Here is a 13942-nt window from a genome sequence, read left to right as displayed (position 1 = left end):
TCAGGCGTCGAGCGCCGCGAAGCGTTCGATGTCGCCGGAGCTGCCGGAGACGATGATGAGATCGTGGTTGGACACCACGGTCTCCGCCGTCGCGTAGGTGAAGGGCTTGCCGGGGCTCTTCACGCCGACGACCGTGATGTTGTACTTCGACCGCACGCCCGACTCGGTGAGGTTCAGCCCGCGGATCGGCTTCGGCGGGTACATCTTCACGAGCGCGAAGTCGTCGTCGAACTCGATGAAGTCGAGCATCCTGCCCGAGACCAGGTGCGCCACGCGCTCGCCGGCCTCCGCCTCCGGGTAGATCACGTGGTTCGCGCCGATGCGCTCCAGGATCTTGCCGTGCGACTGCGAGATCGCCTTCGCCCAGATCTGCGGGATGCGCAGATCCACCAGGTTCGCCGTGATGAGCACGCTCGCCTCGATGGACGATCCGACGGCGACCACCGCGATGGAGAAGTCCTCCGCGCCGATCTGACGCAGCGTCTCGATGGAGCGCGCGTCGGCCTGCACGGTGTGGGTGACGCGGTCGGCCCACTTCTGCACGAGCCCGGCGTCCGTGTCGATCGCCAGCACCTCGCGGTTCAGGCGGTCCAGCTGGCCGGCTGTCGCTGCCCCGAACCGGCCGAGGCCGATCACCAGGACGGGGGCGTTGTGCTTGATCCGGTCAACCAACGAGCGGCCTCTCCTCGGGGTTCTGGTACAGCTGCTTGCGCTGGCTCTGGGCCAGCGCGGCAGCGAGAGTCACTGTACCAACGCGGCCGCAGAACATCGTGGCGGCCAGCACGTAGACGCCGGCGTCCGGCAACCGTTCCGTGAGGCCGGTGGAGAGCCCGCACGTGGCGAACGCCGAGATCACGTCGAACAGCACGTGGTCCAGCGGCGCCTTCGTGATCTGCAGGATGAGGATGCTGGACACCGCCACGATCGTCGCGCCCCACAGCGCGACGGCGACCGACAGCCGCAGCACATCGATCGGGATGCGGCGTTTGAACGCATCCATCGACTCCACGCCGCGCGCCTCTGCGACGGCGGCGAGGAACAGGACGGCGAGCGTCGTCACCTTGATGCCGCCCGCGGTGGATGCGGAGCCTCCGCCAATGAACATCAGCATGTCGGTCACGAGCAGGCTGGAGCCATGCAGGTCGTCGATGTTGATCGTCGAGAAGCCGCCGGAGCGCGCCATCGTCGACAGGAACAGCGACTGGAACACGGTGTGTCCCGCATCCAGCCGCCCGAAGGTCTTCGGGTTGTCGTACTCGAGCACGATGTAGAGGATCGTGCCGGCCACCAGCAGGATCACCGACATCAGCAGCGTCAGCTTCACGTGGATCGACCAGCGCCGGCGCTTCTTCCGCAGGTTCGAGGCGATGGCCAGGATGACCGGGAAGCCGATCGCGCCGAGGAAGACGCCGATCATCAGCGCGCCGAGGAACCAGACGTCGTCGGCGAACGGGGTGAGCCCCTCGGTGTTCGGAGCGAACCCGGTGTTGGTGAAGGCCATCGCGGAGTAGTAGACGCTCTCCCAGAGGGACGAGCCGAAGCTCATCCCCGCAACGAGCATCCGCGGGAGCAGCAGGGCGGCGACGAGACCCTCGATCACGACCATGCTGATCGCGACCGTGGCGAGCAGCTTGCCGACCTCGCCGAGCCGCACGGCCTGGCCCTCCGCCACCGGGCCGGCGTGGATGCGCAGCGGGTTGCTGTCGCTCGCGGCGATGAGCTTGGCCCGCAGGCCGAGCCGGCGGGAGATGACGAGGCCGAGGATGCTCGCCATGGTGAGCACGCCGACGGCGCCGATCTGCACGCCGAGGTAGACAAGGATGTGCCCGAACACCGACCAGTGCGTAGCCATGTCCACGGTCGAGAGCCCGGTGACGCAGATCACCGAGACGGCGGTGAACAGCGAGTCGGCGAGCGGCGTCACCCGGCCGGACGAGGACGCGATCGGCAGCGAGAAGAGCAGCGTGAACACGAGGATGAGCAGCGTGAACACCAGGATGGCGAACCGTGACGGGCTGCGCTGGGCGAAGCCGTTGATCGCCGTCCTGACCCGTCCTCCGGTCGTGGAGGTGCCACTGCGGGCCGCCTGCGTCGCGCGCATCGTCCGTTCCCTCCCACCGACAGCTTCGGACATGGTACTCCGACACCCGGACGACTAGCCTGGTGGAATGGCCGACATCTTCGACGTGATCGCCGACCCGACCCGGCGCGACATCCTCAAAGTGCTGCTCGACCGCAACTCGGATGATTCGCAGTCGGTCGGCGAGATCTCGGTCTCGGAGATCGTGGCGCGGCTCGAGCTCAGCCAGCCGACGGTTTCGAAGCATCTGAAGGTGCTGCGCGAGGCGTCCCTGGTCGCGGTCCGCGAGGAGGGCCAGCACCGCTACTACCGGCTCGACCCGACGCCGCTGGAGGCGGTGGAGGACTGGGTCATCCCGTTCACCGCATCCGACATCGACGCGTCCGCGATCACCGCCCAGCTCGCGGAGGAGACTCGCGAGTTCGCGAGCACGGTCGGTAAGGTGCTCGCCGACACCCGGCGCCGTGTGGAGCGTGTGACGCCGAAGAAGTGGCGGCGCGACTAGCGCACGCGCCCGCGCGGCCTCTAGAGTTCCCTAGCGTCCCGTCGTCCCGACCCGAGTACGATGGCGGGCAGAAGGGGGCATGGATGGCTCACGACGCTGGTTCCGGATCGTTGCGCGATGTGCGCTTCCTGACGGTCGCAGAGGTGGCCGACATGATGCGCGTCTCCCGCATGACGGTCTACCGGCTCGTGCACTCCGGCGAGCTGCCGGCCATCCGTTTCGGCCGCTCCTTCCGTGTTCCGGAGTGGGCAGTAACACAGGTGCTTGAGAACGGCGTCGCCGACACGGCGTGACGTCGGGTAGACTGGCTGCTTGTGTCGCCGCGCATCCCGCGGCATGCCCCCTAACTTTTGTGAGGTCTACGTGGGTTCGGTTATCAAGAAGCGTCGCAAGCGTATGGCGAAGAAGAAGCACCGCAAGCTTCTCCGCAAGACGCGTCACCAGCGTCGCAACAAGAAGTAGACCCCAGAGTCTGCGGCTCGAGCGTCGGTCCGAACGGTCCGGCGCTTCATGCTTTAACGCGCTCGGTTAGGCTGGACGACGTGCCAACCACCGTCACGCTCACCCTGATCGGCAAGCCCGGCTGCCATCTCTGCGACGATGCGCGCGAAGCCGTCCGCGGGGTGCTCGAGGCGCTCCCCGACGGCGCTCCGGCCGTGGAGGTCGTGGAGCGCAACATCCTCGAGGAGCCGGCGCTGCACGAGCAGTACGTCGACGACATCCCGGTGATCCTCGTGGACGGCCGCATGCACACCTACTGGCGCGTCGACCCGGCCCGCCTGCGCACCGCCATCCTGGAGGACCGATGACTATCCGCCACGTCGTCACCTGGAAGCTCGCCACGACGGACGAGACGGAGCGCGCCGAGCAGGCCGCCCGCATCAAAGCCGGGCTGGAGGCGCTGCCGGCGTCCATCCCGGAGATCCTCGCCCTCGAGGTCGGCATCAACGCGTTGCTGCCCGGCGACAACTACGATGTCGTCCTGATCAGCGAGTTCGCCGACGCCGACGCCCTCCAGCGCTACGTCGAGGCCCCCGCCCACCAGGAGGTCGCGGCCTACATCCGCACCGTGGTCGCCGCCCGCTCCGCCGTCGACTTCCCCGCCTAGCCCGCTCCCCCGCCTCCCTCGCCAGCCCGGCCGCCGAGCACAGGAAAAGTGCTCCGATTTCGGCGGATTCGCGACACTTTTCCTGTTCTCGCGAGCGGCTGTGGAGAATGCGAGCGAAGTCGCGAGGGCTGCGGCAGGATGGCGCGATGTCGGATGAACGTGGTCACGCATTCACTTTCGCCGCCGCGCGCGCAGCAGGAATGAGCACCGGGCGCCTGCGCCACACGCGATTCGCGCGCCCGTTCCACGGTGTGCGGGTCGACGGACGATTCGACGGCACGGACATCGAAGCCCGGGCGCGCGCGCTTCGCCCACGAATGGCTGCCGGACAGTTCTTCGCGCACGCGACTGCCGCGGCGCTGCTCGGAATCCCTCTCCCTCGCCGTCTCGCCGATCCCGGTTCAGATCTTGAGCTCGGTGTGTTCGCGCCCGATCGCGCACCTCAGCTCCGCGGGGTCCGCTCGCACGAAATCACGTGGACGGGACAACAGCTCGTGAACCTCCGGGGGCTCCCGGTGCTCGGTCCCGCGGACACCTGGGCTCAGCTGTCGACGGCACTGAGCATCGAGGAGCTGGTCATCGCGGCCGATTGGCTCATCACGGGCGACGAGCCGTACTCCGGCGCGGCACCCCCTTCCTCGCTCGTGGAACTCGACCAGGCGATCGCGCGGCGCGGGCGGATGCGGGGAGTCCGGTCGCTGCGCGCGGCGAAGGAGCGGACCCGCTACGGCTCGCTCTCGCCGCAGGAGACACGGCTGAGACTGCTGCTCGCCGATGCGCACCTTCCGGAACCGGCGCTCAACCATCGAATCGTGGACGACCATGGCGCACTGGTGGCGATGGTGGACTTCGCGTATCCGGACCGCTCCGTCGCCCTCGAGTACCTCGGGGACCACCATCGCACCGAGCGGAGCGTCTACCGGGACGACATCCTCAGGCGAGAGCGGCTGACGGCGCGCGGATGGTCCGTGATCTACACGACCGCCGCAGACCTCGTCTCCCCCGCATTCCTCCTGATCCGCCTCCGCCGTTTGCTCGCGAGCACAGGGAAAACGTCGTGAAATCGGCGATTCGGGAGCACTTTTCCTGTGCTCAGCGGGCGGGCGCGGCGGTCAGCCGGCGGCGAGTTCGCGGGCGCGGGCGAGGGCAGCGTCGGTGGCGCGCGTGAAGAGGGCGGGGAGGTCGGCGGAGGCCAGGACCTCGATGGCGCGCTCGGTGGTGCCCTTGGGGCTGGTCACCCTGCGGCGGAGCTCCGCCGGGTCCTCTCCGGAGGAGACCAGCAGCTCGGACGCGCCGCGGAACGTGCCGTTCACCAGCACGCGCGCCTGCTCGGGAGTGAAGCCCTTCTCGAGCGCGGCGGCGGCGAGCGCCTCCACCAGGAAGAACACGTATGCGGGGCCGGAGCCCGAGATGGTGGACAGTGCGTCGAGCTGGGACTCCGGCACCTCGACCACCTCGCCGACGGTCTCGAACAGCGCCCGCACGAGAGCGACGTCGTCCGGCTCCGAGCGCGTGCCGGGACTGATCCCCGTCACGGCCCTGCCGATGACGGCGGGAGTGTTCGGCATCGACCGGACCACCGCGACCGACTCCGGGAGCAGCGACTCGAACGTCGCGACCGTGACACCGGCGGCCACGCTCACCACGATGGCGCCCGGCGTCAGCGACGGCGCGATCTCGCGAAGCAGGTCCGGGACCATCGCCGGCTTGACCGCGACGATCACCAGCTGGGCGCCGTCGACCGCGAGCCGGTTCGCCTCCGGCGTGCTCTCCGTCGCGTACGCGGTGACACCCTCGATCCCGGCCAGCTCGGCCGCGCGCGCCTCCGAGCGATTCGTCACCCGGATGCCGCCCGCCACGCTCACCCCGGGCGCGGTCAGCCCGGAGAGGATCGCCCTGCCCATCGAACCCGCCCCCAGCATGGCGACGGCAGGCAGCGTGACATTCTGGGTCTCGGTCATGCGCCCATCCTAGGATGAGGTCCATGAGCGCATCAGGTGGCACCAAGGCGATCGTCGCGGCCTTCGCGGCCAACCTCGGAATCGCGCTGACCAAGTTCATCGCCTGGGCCTTCTCCGGCTCGTCCTCGATGCTCGCAGAGGGCGTCCACTCGCTCGCCGACTCCGGCAACCAGCTGCTGCTCATGCTGGGCGGGAGGCGAGCGAAGCGTGCGGCGGACAAGGAGCACCCGTTCGGGTATGGCCGGGAACGCTACGTCTACGCGTTCGTCGTCTCGATCATCCTGTTCTCGGTCGGCGGCGTGTTCTCGGTCTACGAGGGCTTCGAGAAGCTCGCCCACCCGCACCCGCTCGAGAACTGGTGGCTCCCGCTCGCGGTCCTGGCGATCGCGATCGGCCTCGAGTCGTTCTCGCTGCGCACCGCCGTGCACGAGTCGCGCCCGCACAAGCTCGGGATGACGTGGCCGCAGTTCATCCGCCGCGCAAAGGCGCCCGAGCTCCCCGTCGTGCTGCTGGAGGACGTCGCCGCGCTCACCGGTCTGGTGTTCGCGCTGTTCGGCGTTGGGCTCACGATCATCACCGGCAACGGGGTCTTCGACGCGGTCGGCACGCTGCTGATCGGGACGCTGCTCATCCTCGTCGCGATCGTCCTCGGCATCGAGACCAAGAGCCTACTGGTGGGCGAGGGCGCGTCCGACGCCGACCTCGCCGCGATCGAGGCCGCGATCCTCGATGGGGACGACGTCGAGCGCATCATCCACATGAAGACGCTCTACCTGGGCCCGGACGAGATGATGGTCGGCGCGAAGCTGGCGGTCGCCGGCGAGCACCGGCTGGCCGACGTCGCGATCGCGATCGACAACGTGGAGCGCCGCATCCGCGCCGCCGTCCCCGCCGCGCGCGTCATCTACATCGAGCCGGACGTGTGGATCGACCCGAACGAGCGGCACCCCGCCACCGACACCATCATCCTGAAGGGCATCGATTGACCCGCACCGCTCTCGTCCTGCAGCACGACCCCAGCATCCACCTCGGCAACATCGGCCCCACCCTTCAGGAGCACGGCTACGAGCTCCGCGTCGTCCAGGTCGGCACGCCGGAGGACATCGCCGCCATCGACCCGCGCGAGGCAGACCTCGTCGTCGTGCTCGGCGGGGAGATGGGCGCCTACCAGACGGACGAGTTCCCGTTCCTCGCCGCCGAGCAGGACCTGCTCCGCGCCCGGCTGGATGCGGAACTCCCGACCCTCGGCGTGTGTCTCGGAGCGCAGCTGATGGCGGGCGCACTCGGCGAGCGCGTCTACAAGGGCGACACCACGCAGATCGGCTTCCGGCGGATCGAGCCGACGGATGCGGGCGCCGACTCCCCCATTCGGCACTTCGCCGGCGTGCCGGTGGTCGAGTGGCACGGCGACACGTTCGAGCTGCCGGAGCGTGCGACGTTGCTCGCGTCGTCGTCCGACTACTCGAACGAGGCGTTCGCGATCGGGGACTTCGCGCTGGCAGTGCAGTTCCATCCCGAGGTCACGGACGAGATGCACGAGACCTGGGTGAGCGACGGATACAACGAGCTGGACGAGCAGGCGATCGACCCGGACGCCCTGCGCCGCGACCGCGAAATCTACTCCGCCGGGATGCAGGAGGCGTCCCGCGCCGCCTTCTCGGAGTGGCTGGAGTCGCTCCCCCGCTAGCGCTCCACCGCTAGCGTTTGGCGCGGAAGAAGTCGAGCAGCAGTTCGGCGCACTCCTCGGCGAGCACCCCCGGGTAGACCGCGACCTGATGGTTGAGCCTGCGGTCGCGCAGCACGTCGTAGACCGAGCCCGCCGCGCCCGCCTTCTCGTCCCACGCCCCGAAGACGACGGTCGGGACGCGCGCGGCCAGCACCGCGCCCGCGCACATCACGCACGGCTCGAGCGTCACCACGAGCGTGCAGCCCTCCAGGTGCCAGTCGTCTCGGGATGCGGCCGCTGCCCGCAGCGCGAGGACCTCGGCGTGGGCCGTCGGGTCGTTGTGCAGCTCGCGCTCGTTCCTGCCGGTCCCGATCACCTCGCCCGACTCATCCAGCACCAGGGCGGCGACCGGGACGTCGCCTGTCCCGAACGCCAGCCGTGCGTCCGCGACGGCGCGGCGCATCCAGGCTTCGTAGGCGTCGGGGACGGCCAGGGTCACGCAGGGCTCCTCACGGGATGTTCGGCTAGCCTTGAGCCTATGCGAGTGCACGTAGCTGACCACCCCCTCATCACCCACAAGCTCTCCGTGCTCCGCAACAAGGAGACGCCCTCGCCGACCTTCCGGGCGCTGACCGAGGAGCTGGTGACGCTGCTCGCCTACGAGGCGACCCGCGCCGTCCGGGTCGAGCCCGTCCAGATCGAGACGCCGGTCACCACCACCATGGGCGTGACCCTCAGCGAACCGCGCCCGCTCGTCGTGCCGATCCTGCGCGCCGGTCTCGGGATGCTGGAGGGCATGGTGCGCCTGATGCCGACCGCCGAGGTCGGGTTCCTCGGCATGGCCCGCAACGAGGAGACCCTCGAGCCGACCACCTACGCCGAGCGCCTGCCGATGGACCTCTCCGACCGCCAGTGCTTCGTGCTCGACCCGATGCTGGCCACCGGAGGCTCGCTCGGCGCGGCCATCGACTTCCTCTTCAAGCGCAACGCCGTCGACGTCACGGCCATCTGCATCCTCGCCGCGCCCGAGGGCCTCGAGGCCCTGGAGAAGGCGACGGAGGGCCGCGACGTGACCATCGTCCTCGGCGCGCTCGACGAGCGCCTCAACGAGAACGGCTACATCGTCCCCGGCCTCGGCGACGCCGGCGACCGGCTCTACGGACTCGTCTAGCAGCGCCGTAACACGCCGTAACGATTTGACACGGCGAGTCATGGGACGTTTTACTACAGTGCATGACTGACAACTCGCGTCCCCTGACCTCCTTCGAGGCCCTTGGGAATGCCGGCATGATGATGGCCGGCCGCGACTCGGTCATGTGTTGCCGAATGTGTCGCTGATCTGACGACCCTTCGCCGAGCGACCGCCCTCCGACGCCAACTGCGTCGACGCCGGGCCCAGCTCCCCGGGAGCGCCACACGAACGCCCCCGCGCACAGGTACCCGTTCCTGACGGGACCGACCATACGCACCGCGAATCCCCGCACATCCGCTCCATCCGCGGATCGTCGCCGTACCGGGATCCGGCACATCATCATCACGAAGGACTTCCCTCCCATGTCTCTCGCCACTGTCGACTCGACTTTCGCCCCCGCCATCGCCGTCCGCCCCGCTCCCGTGACCGCAGCGGCGGCGCCCGCTCCTGCCGCACCGGCGCCCTCCGCCCCGCGCATCCGCGCCGTCCCGGAGGGCACCGAGGCCCGCGGCTTCGTCCTCTACGTCGGCATCGACGAGGCCAAGGCCGCCGCTGACGGCACGGACCTCGGCCGCATCGTGGAGGCGCTGAAGCAGCTGACCGCCGAGCTCGCGCCCTCCGCCGAGACCTACGCCGCCGTCGCACTCGCCCCGGCCGGCGCAGGTGGCCGCGACGTGGACGTCGTGCGCCTCGCCCTGCAGGACCCTGCCGCCATCGCCAAGCACCGCCACGTCGCAACCGTCGACGAGGACGAGGACCGCGCCGCCTCCGGCGTCGTCGTCGACATCTCCCGCAAGCGCCTCGTGCTGGACAACCAGACGGTCGCGCTGACCTACAAGGAGTTCGAGCTGCTGCAGTACCTCGTGCTGCGCGAGGGCCGGACGATCGAGCGCGCGGAGCTGATCACCTCGCTGTGGGCGGGTGCCGATGAGGACGAGGTCCCCAACGAGCGCACCATCGACGTGCACGTGCGCCGGCTCCGCGCCAAGCTCGGCCGTTACGAGGACATCGTGCGCACGGTCCGCGGCGTCGGCTACCGCTTCGACCGCCACGCGGACGTGTCGATCCGTCACGCCAGCGCGCCCTCTCCCGACCTGTTCTGAGCGGTCGTCCGGAGCCTTCGGCGCCCCGATAACCGGTCCATAGGAAATTGGCAGAAAAAATAACGACTTGGTAACTAGTCCCCGTTACCTCTTCGTTATATAGTTCAAGGGCAGTGGTTGTTTGCTGTGGCAGCCACCGCGGAATGTGATTGCAGGACACTCTTGGTGCAAGGGAGAGGGCCGGCCGCTAGCCTCTGCGGCCGGCCCTCAATCTGTTAAGCGCGAGTGCCCGTGCTGGCACGGATGGCGTTGTCGCCGGATGATGAGAGGATGCGAATGCATTCATTCGCATCCTGCGTCGGAAGGGGAGACGTCATGAGCACGAACACGGCAACGGCCGGACCCGCCAGACGTGCCAGGACGACCGCCGTCTCCGCCTGGGAGTCGCTGTTCCGCGCGCAGGTCGCCGTGATGCGAACGCTCGCCGCCGAGTTCCCCACCCGCGACATCTCGTTCAACGAGTACGACGTGCTCTTCAACCTCTCCCGCCAGCCCGACCGCTCCCTGCGCCTGCGCGACCTCAACAAGCACGTGCTGCTCACCCAGCCGAGCGTCAGCCGGCTCGTGGACCGCCTCGTCGCGCGCGGTCTCGTCGCGAAGTGCCCCGAGCCCTCGGACGCCCGTGGCACGGTCATCCGGCTCACCGACACCGGCTTCGACATGTTCCGCCGCGTGGCCGTCGAGCACATGAAGACGATCACCGATCGGGTCGGCACGCGACTCGACCAGGCGGAGCTCGAGACGCTCGCCGCACTCTGCGACAAGCTCCGTGACCCTTCCTGAACAAGTTCTCCACAACGCCGCGCCGTCCCAGGAACGCCCTCATGCGCGCCGCGTATCATGGCGCGCATGACACCGGAGCGACGCAGGAGATGGAAGTGGGCCCCCGCGCTGCTGGGGTTCGTGGCGCTCAGTGGTCTGGCGGGTGTGCTCGCCGCCGCGGCGGTGACACCCGCCGTCGCCCTCACGGGATCCGCCGCCGACTCGACGATCAGCGTGTTCGACGGGCTGCCGGAGTACATCAAGGTGGAGCCGCTCGCACAGGCCTCCACGATGTACGCCACCTCGAACGGCAAGCCGGTGGCGATCGCGTCGTTCTACTCGCAGAACCGCGTCGAGGTGGGCTGGGACGCGATCTCGCAGAACCTCAAGGACGCCGCCGTCGCGACGGAGGACCCGCGCTTCTACGAGCACGGCGGTGTCGACGTGACCGGAACGATCCGCGGCGCCGTGCTCACCGCGCTGCACAAGTCGGTGCAGGGCGGATCGTCGATCACGCAGCAGTACGTCAAGAACATCCTCGTGCAGCGGTGTGAGAGCAAGCAGCCGGACCCGACGGCGACCGCCGCGGTGCAGAAGAAGCAGTACACCGCGTACCAGAGCTGCTACAACGACGCCACCGAGGTGGACCCGGCGCGCAAGCTCAAGGAGATGCGGTACGCCATCGGGCTCGAGAAGGAGTACTCGAAGAACGACATCCTGCAGAGCTACCTGAACATCGCCCTCTTCGGCGGTCGCACCTATGGCGTGCAGTCGGCCGCCGAGTACTACTTCGGCGTCCCCGCCAAGGATGTGAACCTGCAGCAGGCGGCGACCCTGATCGCCATCCTGAACAACCCGGACAACCTGCGCATCGACCGCCCGGCGGACAAGACCAACGGGGCGGCGAACGGCTACAAGGAGACCCTCGACCGGCGCAACTACGTGCTGAACCGGATGCTCGCGAACGGCAAGATCACCCAGGAGCAGCACGACGCGGCGATCAAGACCAAGGTCGAGCCGAAGATCAGCCCGGTGCAGAACGGCTGCATGACGGCCCAGAAGTACAACGCCGCGTTCTTCTGCGACTACGTCGAGCGCGTGATCGAGCAGGACCCGATCTTCGGCAAGACGACCGACGACCGCGCGAGCTTCCTCACCCGCGGCGGGCTCAAGATCTACACCACCCTGAACCTTGACCTTCAGCAGTCCGCACAGCAGGCCGTCTCCGCCTACATCCCGCCGACCAGCCCCAACCTCGACCTCGGCTCCTCGAACACCTCGGTGGAGGTCGGCACGGGACGTGTCGTCACGATGGTGCAGAACCGCCCGTACGACAACACCGCCGCGCCCGCGGCGGGCACGACAGCGGTGAACTACAACACGGACTACAACTACGGCGGGTCGGAGGGCTTCCAGACCGGCTCGTCATACAAGGCGTTCGACCTGCTCGAGTGGCTGAACGAGGGCCATTCGCTGTACACGACGGTGAGCGGGACGCAGCACCTCTTCCCGCAGAGCTCCTTCCATTCCAGCGATCCGTGCAATGACATCGGTGGCGCTCCATGGCCGGTCTCCAACGATGAGGGCGAGTCGGTGACCGCGACGACGGTCATGAACGCTACGGCGGCCTCCATCAACACGATCTTCGCGAAGATGGCGACGCAGCTGGACCTGTGCGGCATCAAGCAGCGCGCCCAGGACCTGCTCGTGCACGGAGCGGACGAGGCCGCGAACCCGTACATGGCGAACCCGTCGTCCGTGCTCGGCACGAACTACATCGCACCGCTGACGATGGCCACCGCGTACGCCGGCATCGCGAACAAGGGCGTCGCGTGCAGCCCGATCGCGATCGACAAGATCGTCGGCAGCGACGGCGCCGCGCACGCGGTCCCGAAGTCGGTGTGCTCCAAGACGCCGATCGATCCCGGCGTCGCCGCGGCGGCGATCTACGCGCTGCAGGGCGTGCTGCGCGGAGGCGGGACGGCCACGTCCGCGAACCCGGGCGACGGCGTTCCGATCTTCGGCAAGACCGGCACGACGGACGACTCGCTGCAGAACTGGCTGGTCACCTCCACCACCAAGGTCGCTCAGGCGACCTGGGTCGGCAACGTGGAGGGCGCGGTCCCGCTGCGCAGCCAGGAATTCCAGGGCATCGGCGGCGGTAACGTCAAGTTCTCCATCGTGCGACAGATCCAGACGGCGCTGAACCACCTCTACGGCGGCAGCGACTTCCCGGCTCCGCCATCCAAGTACGTGTACACGCCGCCGCCGCCCAAGCAGCCGACCACGAAGGCGCCGACGCAGCCTGGCCCCGGCGGCAATCAGGGCGGCGGGAACGGCGGCAACCAGGGCGGCGGTCCCGGCGGGAACCAGGGTCCGAACCCGCCCAAGAAGCCCTGATCCCCGGCAGCCGCTTTCCTGCCGATTTCCGCAGGTATGGCGCGTGATATCTCGTCTATCGTTATGCCATGGGACGCACACCTGACCCCAACCGCAAGCCGGAGCTGCTCGCACGGATCATGGATCACGTCGCCACCGAGCCGCTCTCGCGGATGACGTTCCGTAGCCTCGCCAGCGCGCTTGGCGTGAGCACCTACTCCTTCGTCTACCACTTCGGGTCGCGTCAGGAGATGATCGACGCGATCCTGGAGGAGGGGGTCAGGCAGCAGACCTCCGCCCAGGAGGGCGTCGACTTCTCCGCGTTCGACCGCGACCAGTTCGCCGACTGGTACAAGGCGGCCTTCCGCACCTCGCTCAAGGACGCGAACCGCACCGGGCTGCGGCTCCAGTTCGAGGCCGGCGCGCTCGAACCGGTCGACCCCGACATCGGCAAGCGCGTCACCACGTCCTTCACCGAGTGGCGCGGCACGGTGAAGGCCTGGATCAAGCAGCAGGGCGTCGAGACGCGTCGCGCCGGCGTGCTCGCGCACTGGATGGTGGACACGGCGGCAGGCCTCCACTTCGGCTACCTGCTCTCCGGTGACCGCACGGCGACCGTGCAGGCCTTCGACCTGTTCCTGAACGCGTTCTTCCGCGAGGTCTACGCGGAGTAGCCGGCCTCGCGCTCCGCGACCGTGCGCACCCCGCGGAGCATCGCATCCCAGTTGTCGCTCGAGTGCTGGGCGGCCTCGGCGGTCGGGTTGTTGTCCTGGTCCAGGGTGACCAGGGTGCCGGTCGGGGTCTCGTCCAGCTCGAACCGCAGGGTGTGGTAGTTCTCCGGCACGTCGGGCTGACCCGTCATCGGGCTGAAGTGCGTGAGCACGATGCGCCACGGCTCCGACCGGTCGTCCAGCTCGACCACACGGCCGTGGTCCTCGAACGACCGGCCCTCCCACTCGCCGCGCCACACGATCCGGGAGCCCAGCCGCCAGTCCGAGACGATCTCGGCGCCGGCGAGGATCTCGGGATGCGAACCGCTGGTGGTCAGCAGCCGCCACACGGCGCGGCGGGGGGCCTTCACCTCCACCTCGGCTCTCGCCACAAAGCTGCCCATGCCCACACCTTTCGGATGTGCGCCCATCCCACACCCGAGGCGCCCGGTCGGGCAAGGGGTGAATGCGGGTGT

Annotated in this window: 18 protein-coding genes; 13 read left to right on the top strand and 5 right to left on the bottom strand. The window is 68.7% G+C overall.

Annotation, left to right across the window (positions count from 1 at the left end; translation table 11 throughout):
* Together AAME72_RS09990 and AAME72_RS09985 are read right to left on the bottom strand one after the other, a co-directional pair.
* Window positions 1-672: a TrkA family potassium uptake protein gene (locus tag AAME72_RS09990; protein WP_348790089.1), complete on the bottom strand. Its 672-nt coding sequence runs from the start codon at window positions 670-672 to the stop codon at window positions 1-3.
* On the bottom strand, window positions 665-2101 hold the full coding sequence (locus tag AAME72_RS09985; protein WP_348790088.1) for a potassium transporter TrkG: 1437 nt from the start codon (window positions 2099-2101) through the stop codon (window positions 665-667). Before AAME72_RS09985 ends, AAME72_RS09990 begins: the two co-directional genes overlap by 8 nt.
* A gap of 67 nt (window positions 2102-2168) precedes the next feature.
* On the opposite strand from AAME72_RS09985, the gene AAME72_RS09980 reads away from it, so the two are divergent.
* The 6 genes from AAME72_RS09980 to AAME72_RS09955 all read left to right on the top strand — a co-directional run bounded on the left by AAME72_RS09980 (window position 2169) and on the right by AAME72_RS09955 (window position 4754).
* On the top strand, window positions 2169-2585 hold the full coding sequence (locus AAME72_RS09980; protein ID WP_348790087.1) for a metalloregulator ArsR/SmtB family transcription factor: 417 nt from the start codon (window positions 2169-2171) through the stop codon (window positions 2583-2585).
* An 83-nt stretch (window positions 2586-2668) separates the two neighbouring features.
* Entirely contained in the window at window positions 2669-2878 is a 210-nt protein-coding gene (locus AAME72_RS09975; protein ID WP_314147583.1) for a helix-turn-helix domain-containing protein, read from the top strand.
* A gap of 70 nt (window positions 2879-2948) precedes the next feature.
* Window positions 2949-3047, top strand: coding sequence for an AURKAIP1/COX24 domain-containing protein (locus AAME72_RS09970; RefSeq protein WP_003792170.1), 99 nt, complete (start codon window positions 2949-2951; stop codon window positions 3045-3047).
* An 80-nt stretch (window positions 3048-3127) separates the two neighbouring features.
* Entirely contained in the window at window positions 3128-3394 is a 267-nt protein-coding gene (locus AAME72_RS09965) for a glutaredoxin family protein (protein WP_348790086.1), read from the top strand.
* Window positions 3391-3693, top strand: coding sequence for a Dabb family protein (locus AAME72_RS09960; protein ID WP_348790085.1), 303 nt, complete (start codon window positions 3391-3393; stop codon window positions 3691-3693). Before AAME72_RS09965 ends, AAME72_RS09960 begins: the two co-directional genes overlap by 4 nt.
* 146 nt (window positions 3694-3839) lie before the next feature.
* Window positions 3840-4754, top strand: a complete 915-nt coding sequence (locus AAME72_RS09955) for a hypothetical protein (RefSeq protein WP_348790084.1) — start codon at window positions 3840-3842, stop codon at window positions 4752-4754.
* Between the two features lie 51 nt (window positions 4755-4805).
* On the opposite strand, the gene proC is transcribed toward AAME72_RS09955, so the two are convergent.
* Window positions 4806-5654, bottom strand: coding sequence for a pyrroline-5-carboxylate reductase (gene proC / locus AAME72_RS09950; protein WP_348790083.1), 849 nt, complete (start codon window positions 5652-5654; stop codon window positions 4806-4808).
* Between the two features lie 23 nt (window positions 5655-5677).
* On the opposite strand from proC, the gene AAME72_RS09945 reads away from it, so the two are divergent.
* Both AAME72_RS09945 and AAME72_RS09940 read left to right on the top strand, forming a co-directional pair.
* Window positions 5678-6640: a cation diffusion facilitator family transporter gene (locus AAME72_RS09945; RefSeq protein ID WP_348790082.1), complete on the top strand. Its 963-nt coding sequence runs from the start codon at window positions 5678-5680 to the stop codon at window positions 6638-6640.
* Window positions 6637-7341, top strand: coding sequence for a gamma-glutamyl-gamma-aminobutyrate hydrolase family protein (locus tag AAME72_RS09940; RefSeq protein WP_348790081.1), 705 nt, complete (start codon window positions 6637-6639; stop codon window positions 7339-7341). The genes AAME72_RS09945 and AAME72_RS09940 overlap by 4 nt, the downstream gene beginning before the upstream one ends.
* Window positions 7342-7351: 10 nt before the next feature.
* On the opposite strand, the gene tadA is transcribed toward AAME72_RS09940, so the two are convergent.
* The gene (tadA, locus tag AAME72_RS09935) at window positions 7352-7819 is read right to left on the bottom strand and encodes a tRNA adenosine(34) deaminase TadA (protein WP_348790080.1); all 468 of its coding nucleotides are present in this window, start codon (window positions 7817-7819) and stop codon (window positions 7352-7354) included.
* Window positions 7820-7858: 39 nt separating this feature from the next.
* Between tadA and upp the strand changes: the two genes are divergently transcribed.
* The 5 genes from upp (at window position 7859) to AAME72_RS09910 (ending at window position 13430) form a co-directional block, all read left to right on the top strand.
* Window positions 7859-8491 (top strand): uracil phosphoribosyltransferase, encoded by a 633-nt coding sequence (upp, locus tag AAME72_RS09930; RefSeq protein ID WP_348790079.1) that lies wholly within the window; start codon window positions 7859-7861, stop codon window positions 8489-8491.
* A gap of 383 nt (window positions 8492-8874) precedes the next feature.
* Window positions 8875-9615, top strand: a complete 741-nt coding sequence (locus AAME72_RS09925) for a winged helix-turn-helix domain-containing protein (RefSeq protein ID WP_348790078.1) — start codon at window positions 8875-8877, stop codon at window positions 9613-9615.
* A 315-nt stretch (window positions 9616-9930) separates the two neighbouring features.
* On the top strand, window positions 9931-10398 hold the full coding sequence (locus AAME72_RS09920; RefSeq protein WP_348790077.1) for a MarR family winged helix-turn-helix transcriptional regulator: 468 nt from the start codon (window positions 9931-9933) through the stop codon (window positions 10396-10398).
* 66 nt (window positions 10399-10464) lie between these two features.
* Window positions 10465-12777: a transglycosylase domain-containing protein gene (locus AAME72_RS09915; RefSeq protein WP_348790076.1), complete on the top strand. Its 2313-nt coding sequence runs from the start codon at window positions 10465-10467 to the stop codon at window positions 12775-12777.
* A 68-nt stretch (window positions 12778-12845) separates the two neighbouring features.
* On the top strand, window positions 12846-13430 hold the full coding sequence (locus AAME72_RS09910) for a TetR/AcrR family transcriptional regulator (protein WP_348790075.1): 585 nt from the start codon (window positions 12846-12848) through the stop codon (window positions 13428-13430).
* Here AAME72_RS09910 and AAME72_RS09905 read toward each other — a convergent pair.
* Window positions 13418-13870: an SRPBCC family protein gene (locus AAME72_RS09905; RefSeq protein ID WP_348790074.1), complete on the bottom strand. Its 453-nt coding sequence runs from the start codon at window positions 13868-13870 to the stop codon at window positions 13418-13420. The genes AAME72_RS09910 and AAME72_RS09905 overlap by 13 nt on opposite strands.
* Window positions 13871-13942 lie beyond the last annotated feature (72 nt).

The organism is Leifsonia sp. NPDC080035 (genome assembly GCF_040050925.1).
Lineage (GTDB): Bacteria > Actinomycetota > Actinomycetes > Actinomycetales > Microbacteriaceae > Leifsonia.
The sequence above is the reverse complement of the archived record's forward strand: the minus strand, read 5'-3'. Positions and strand labels throughout refer to the sequence as shown.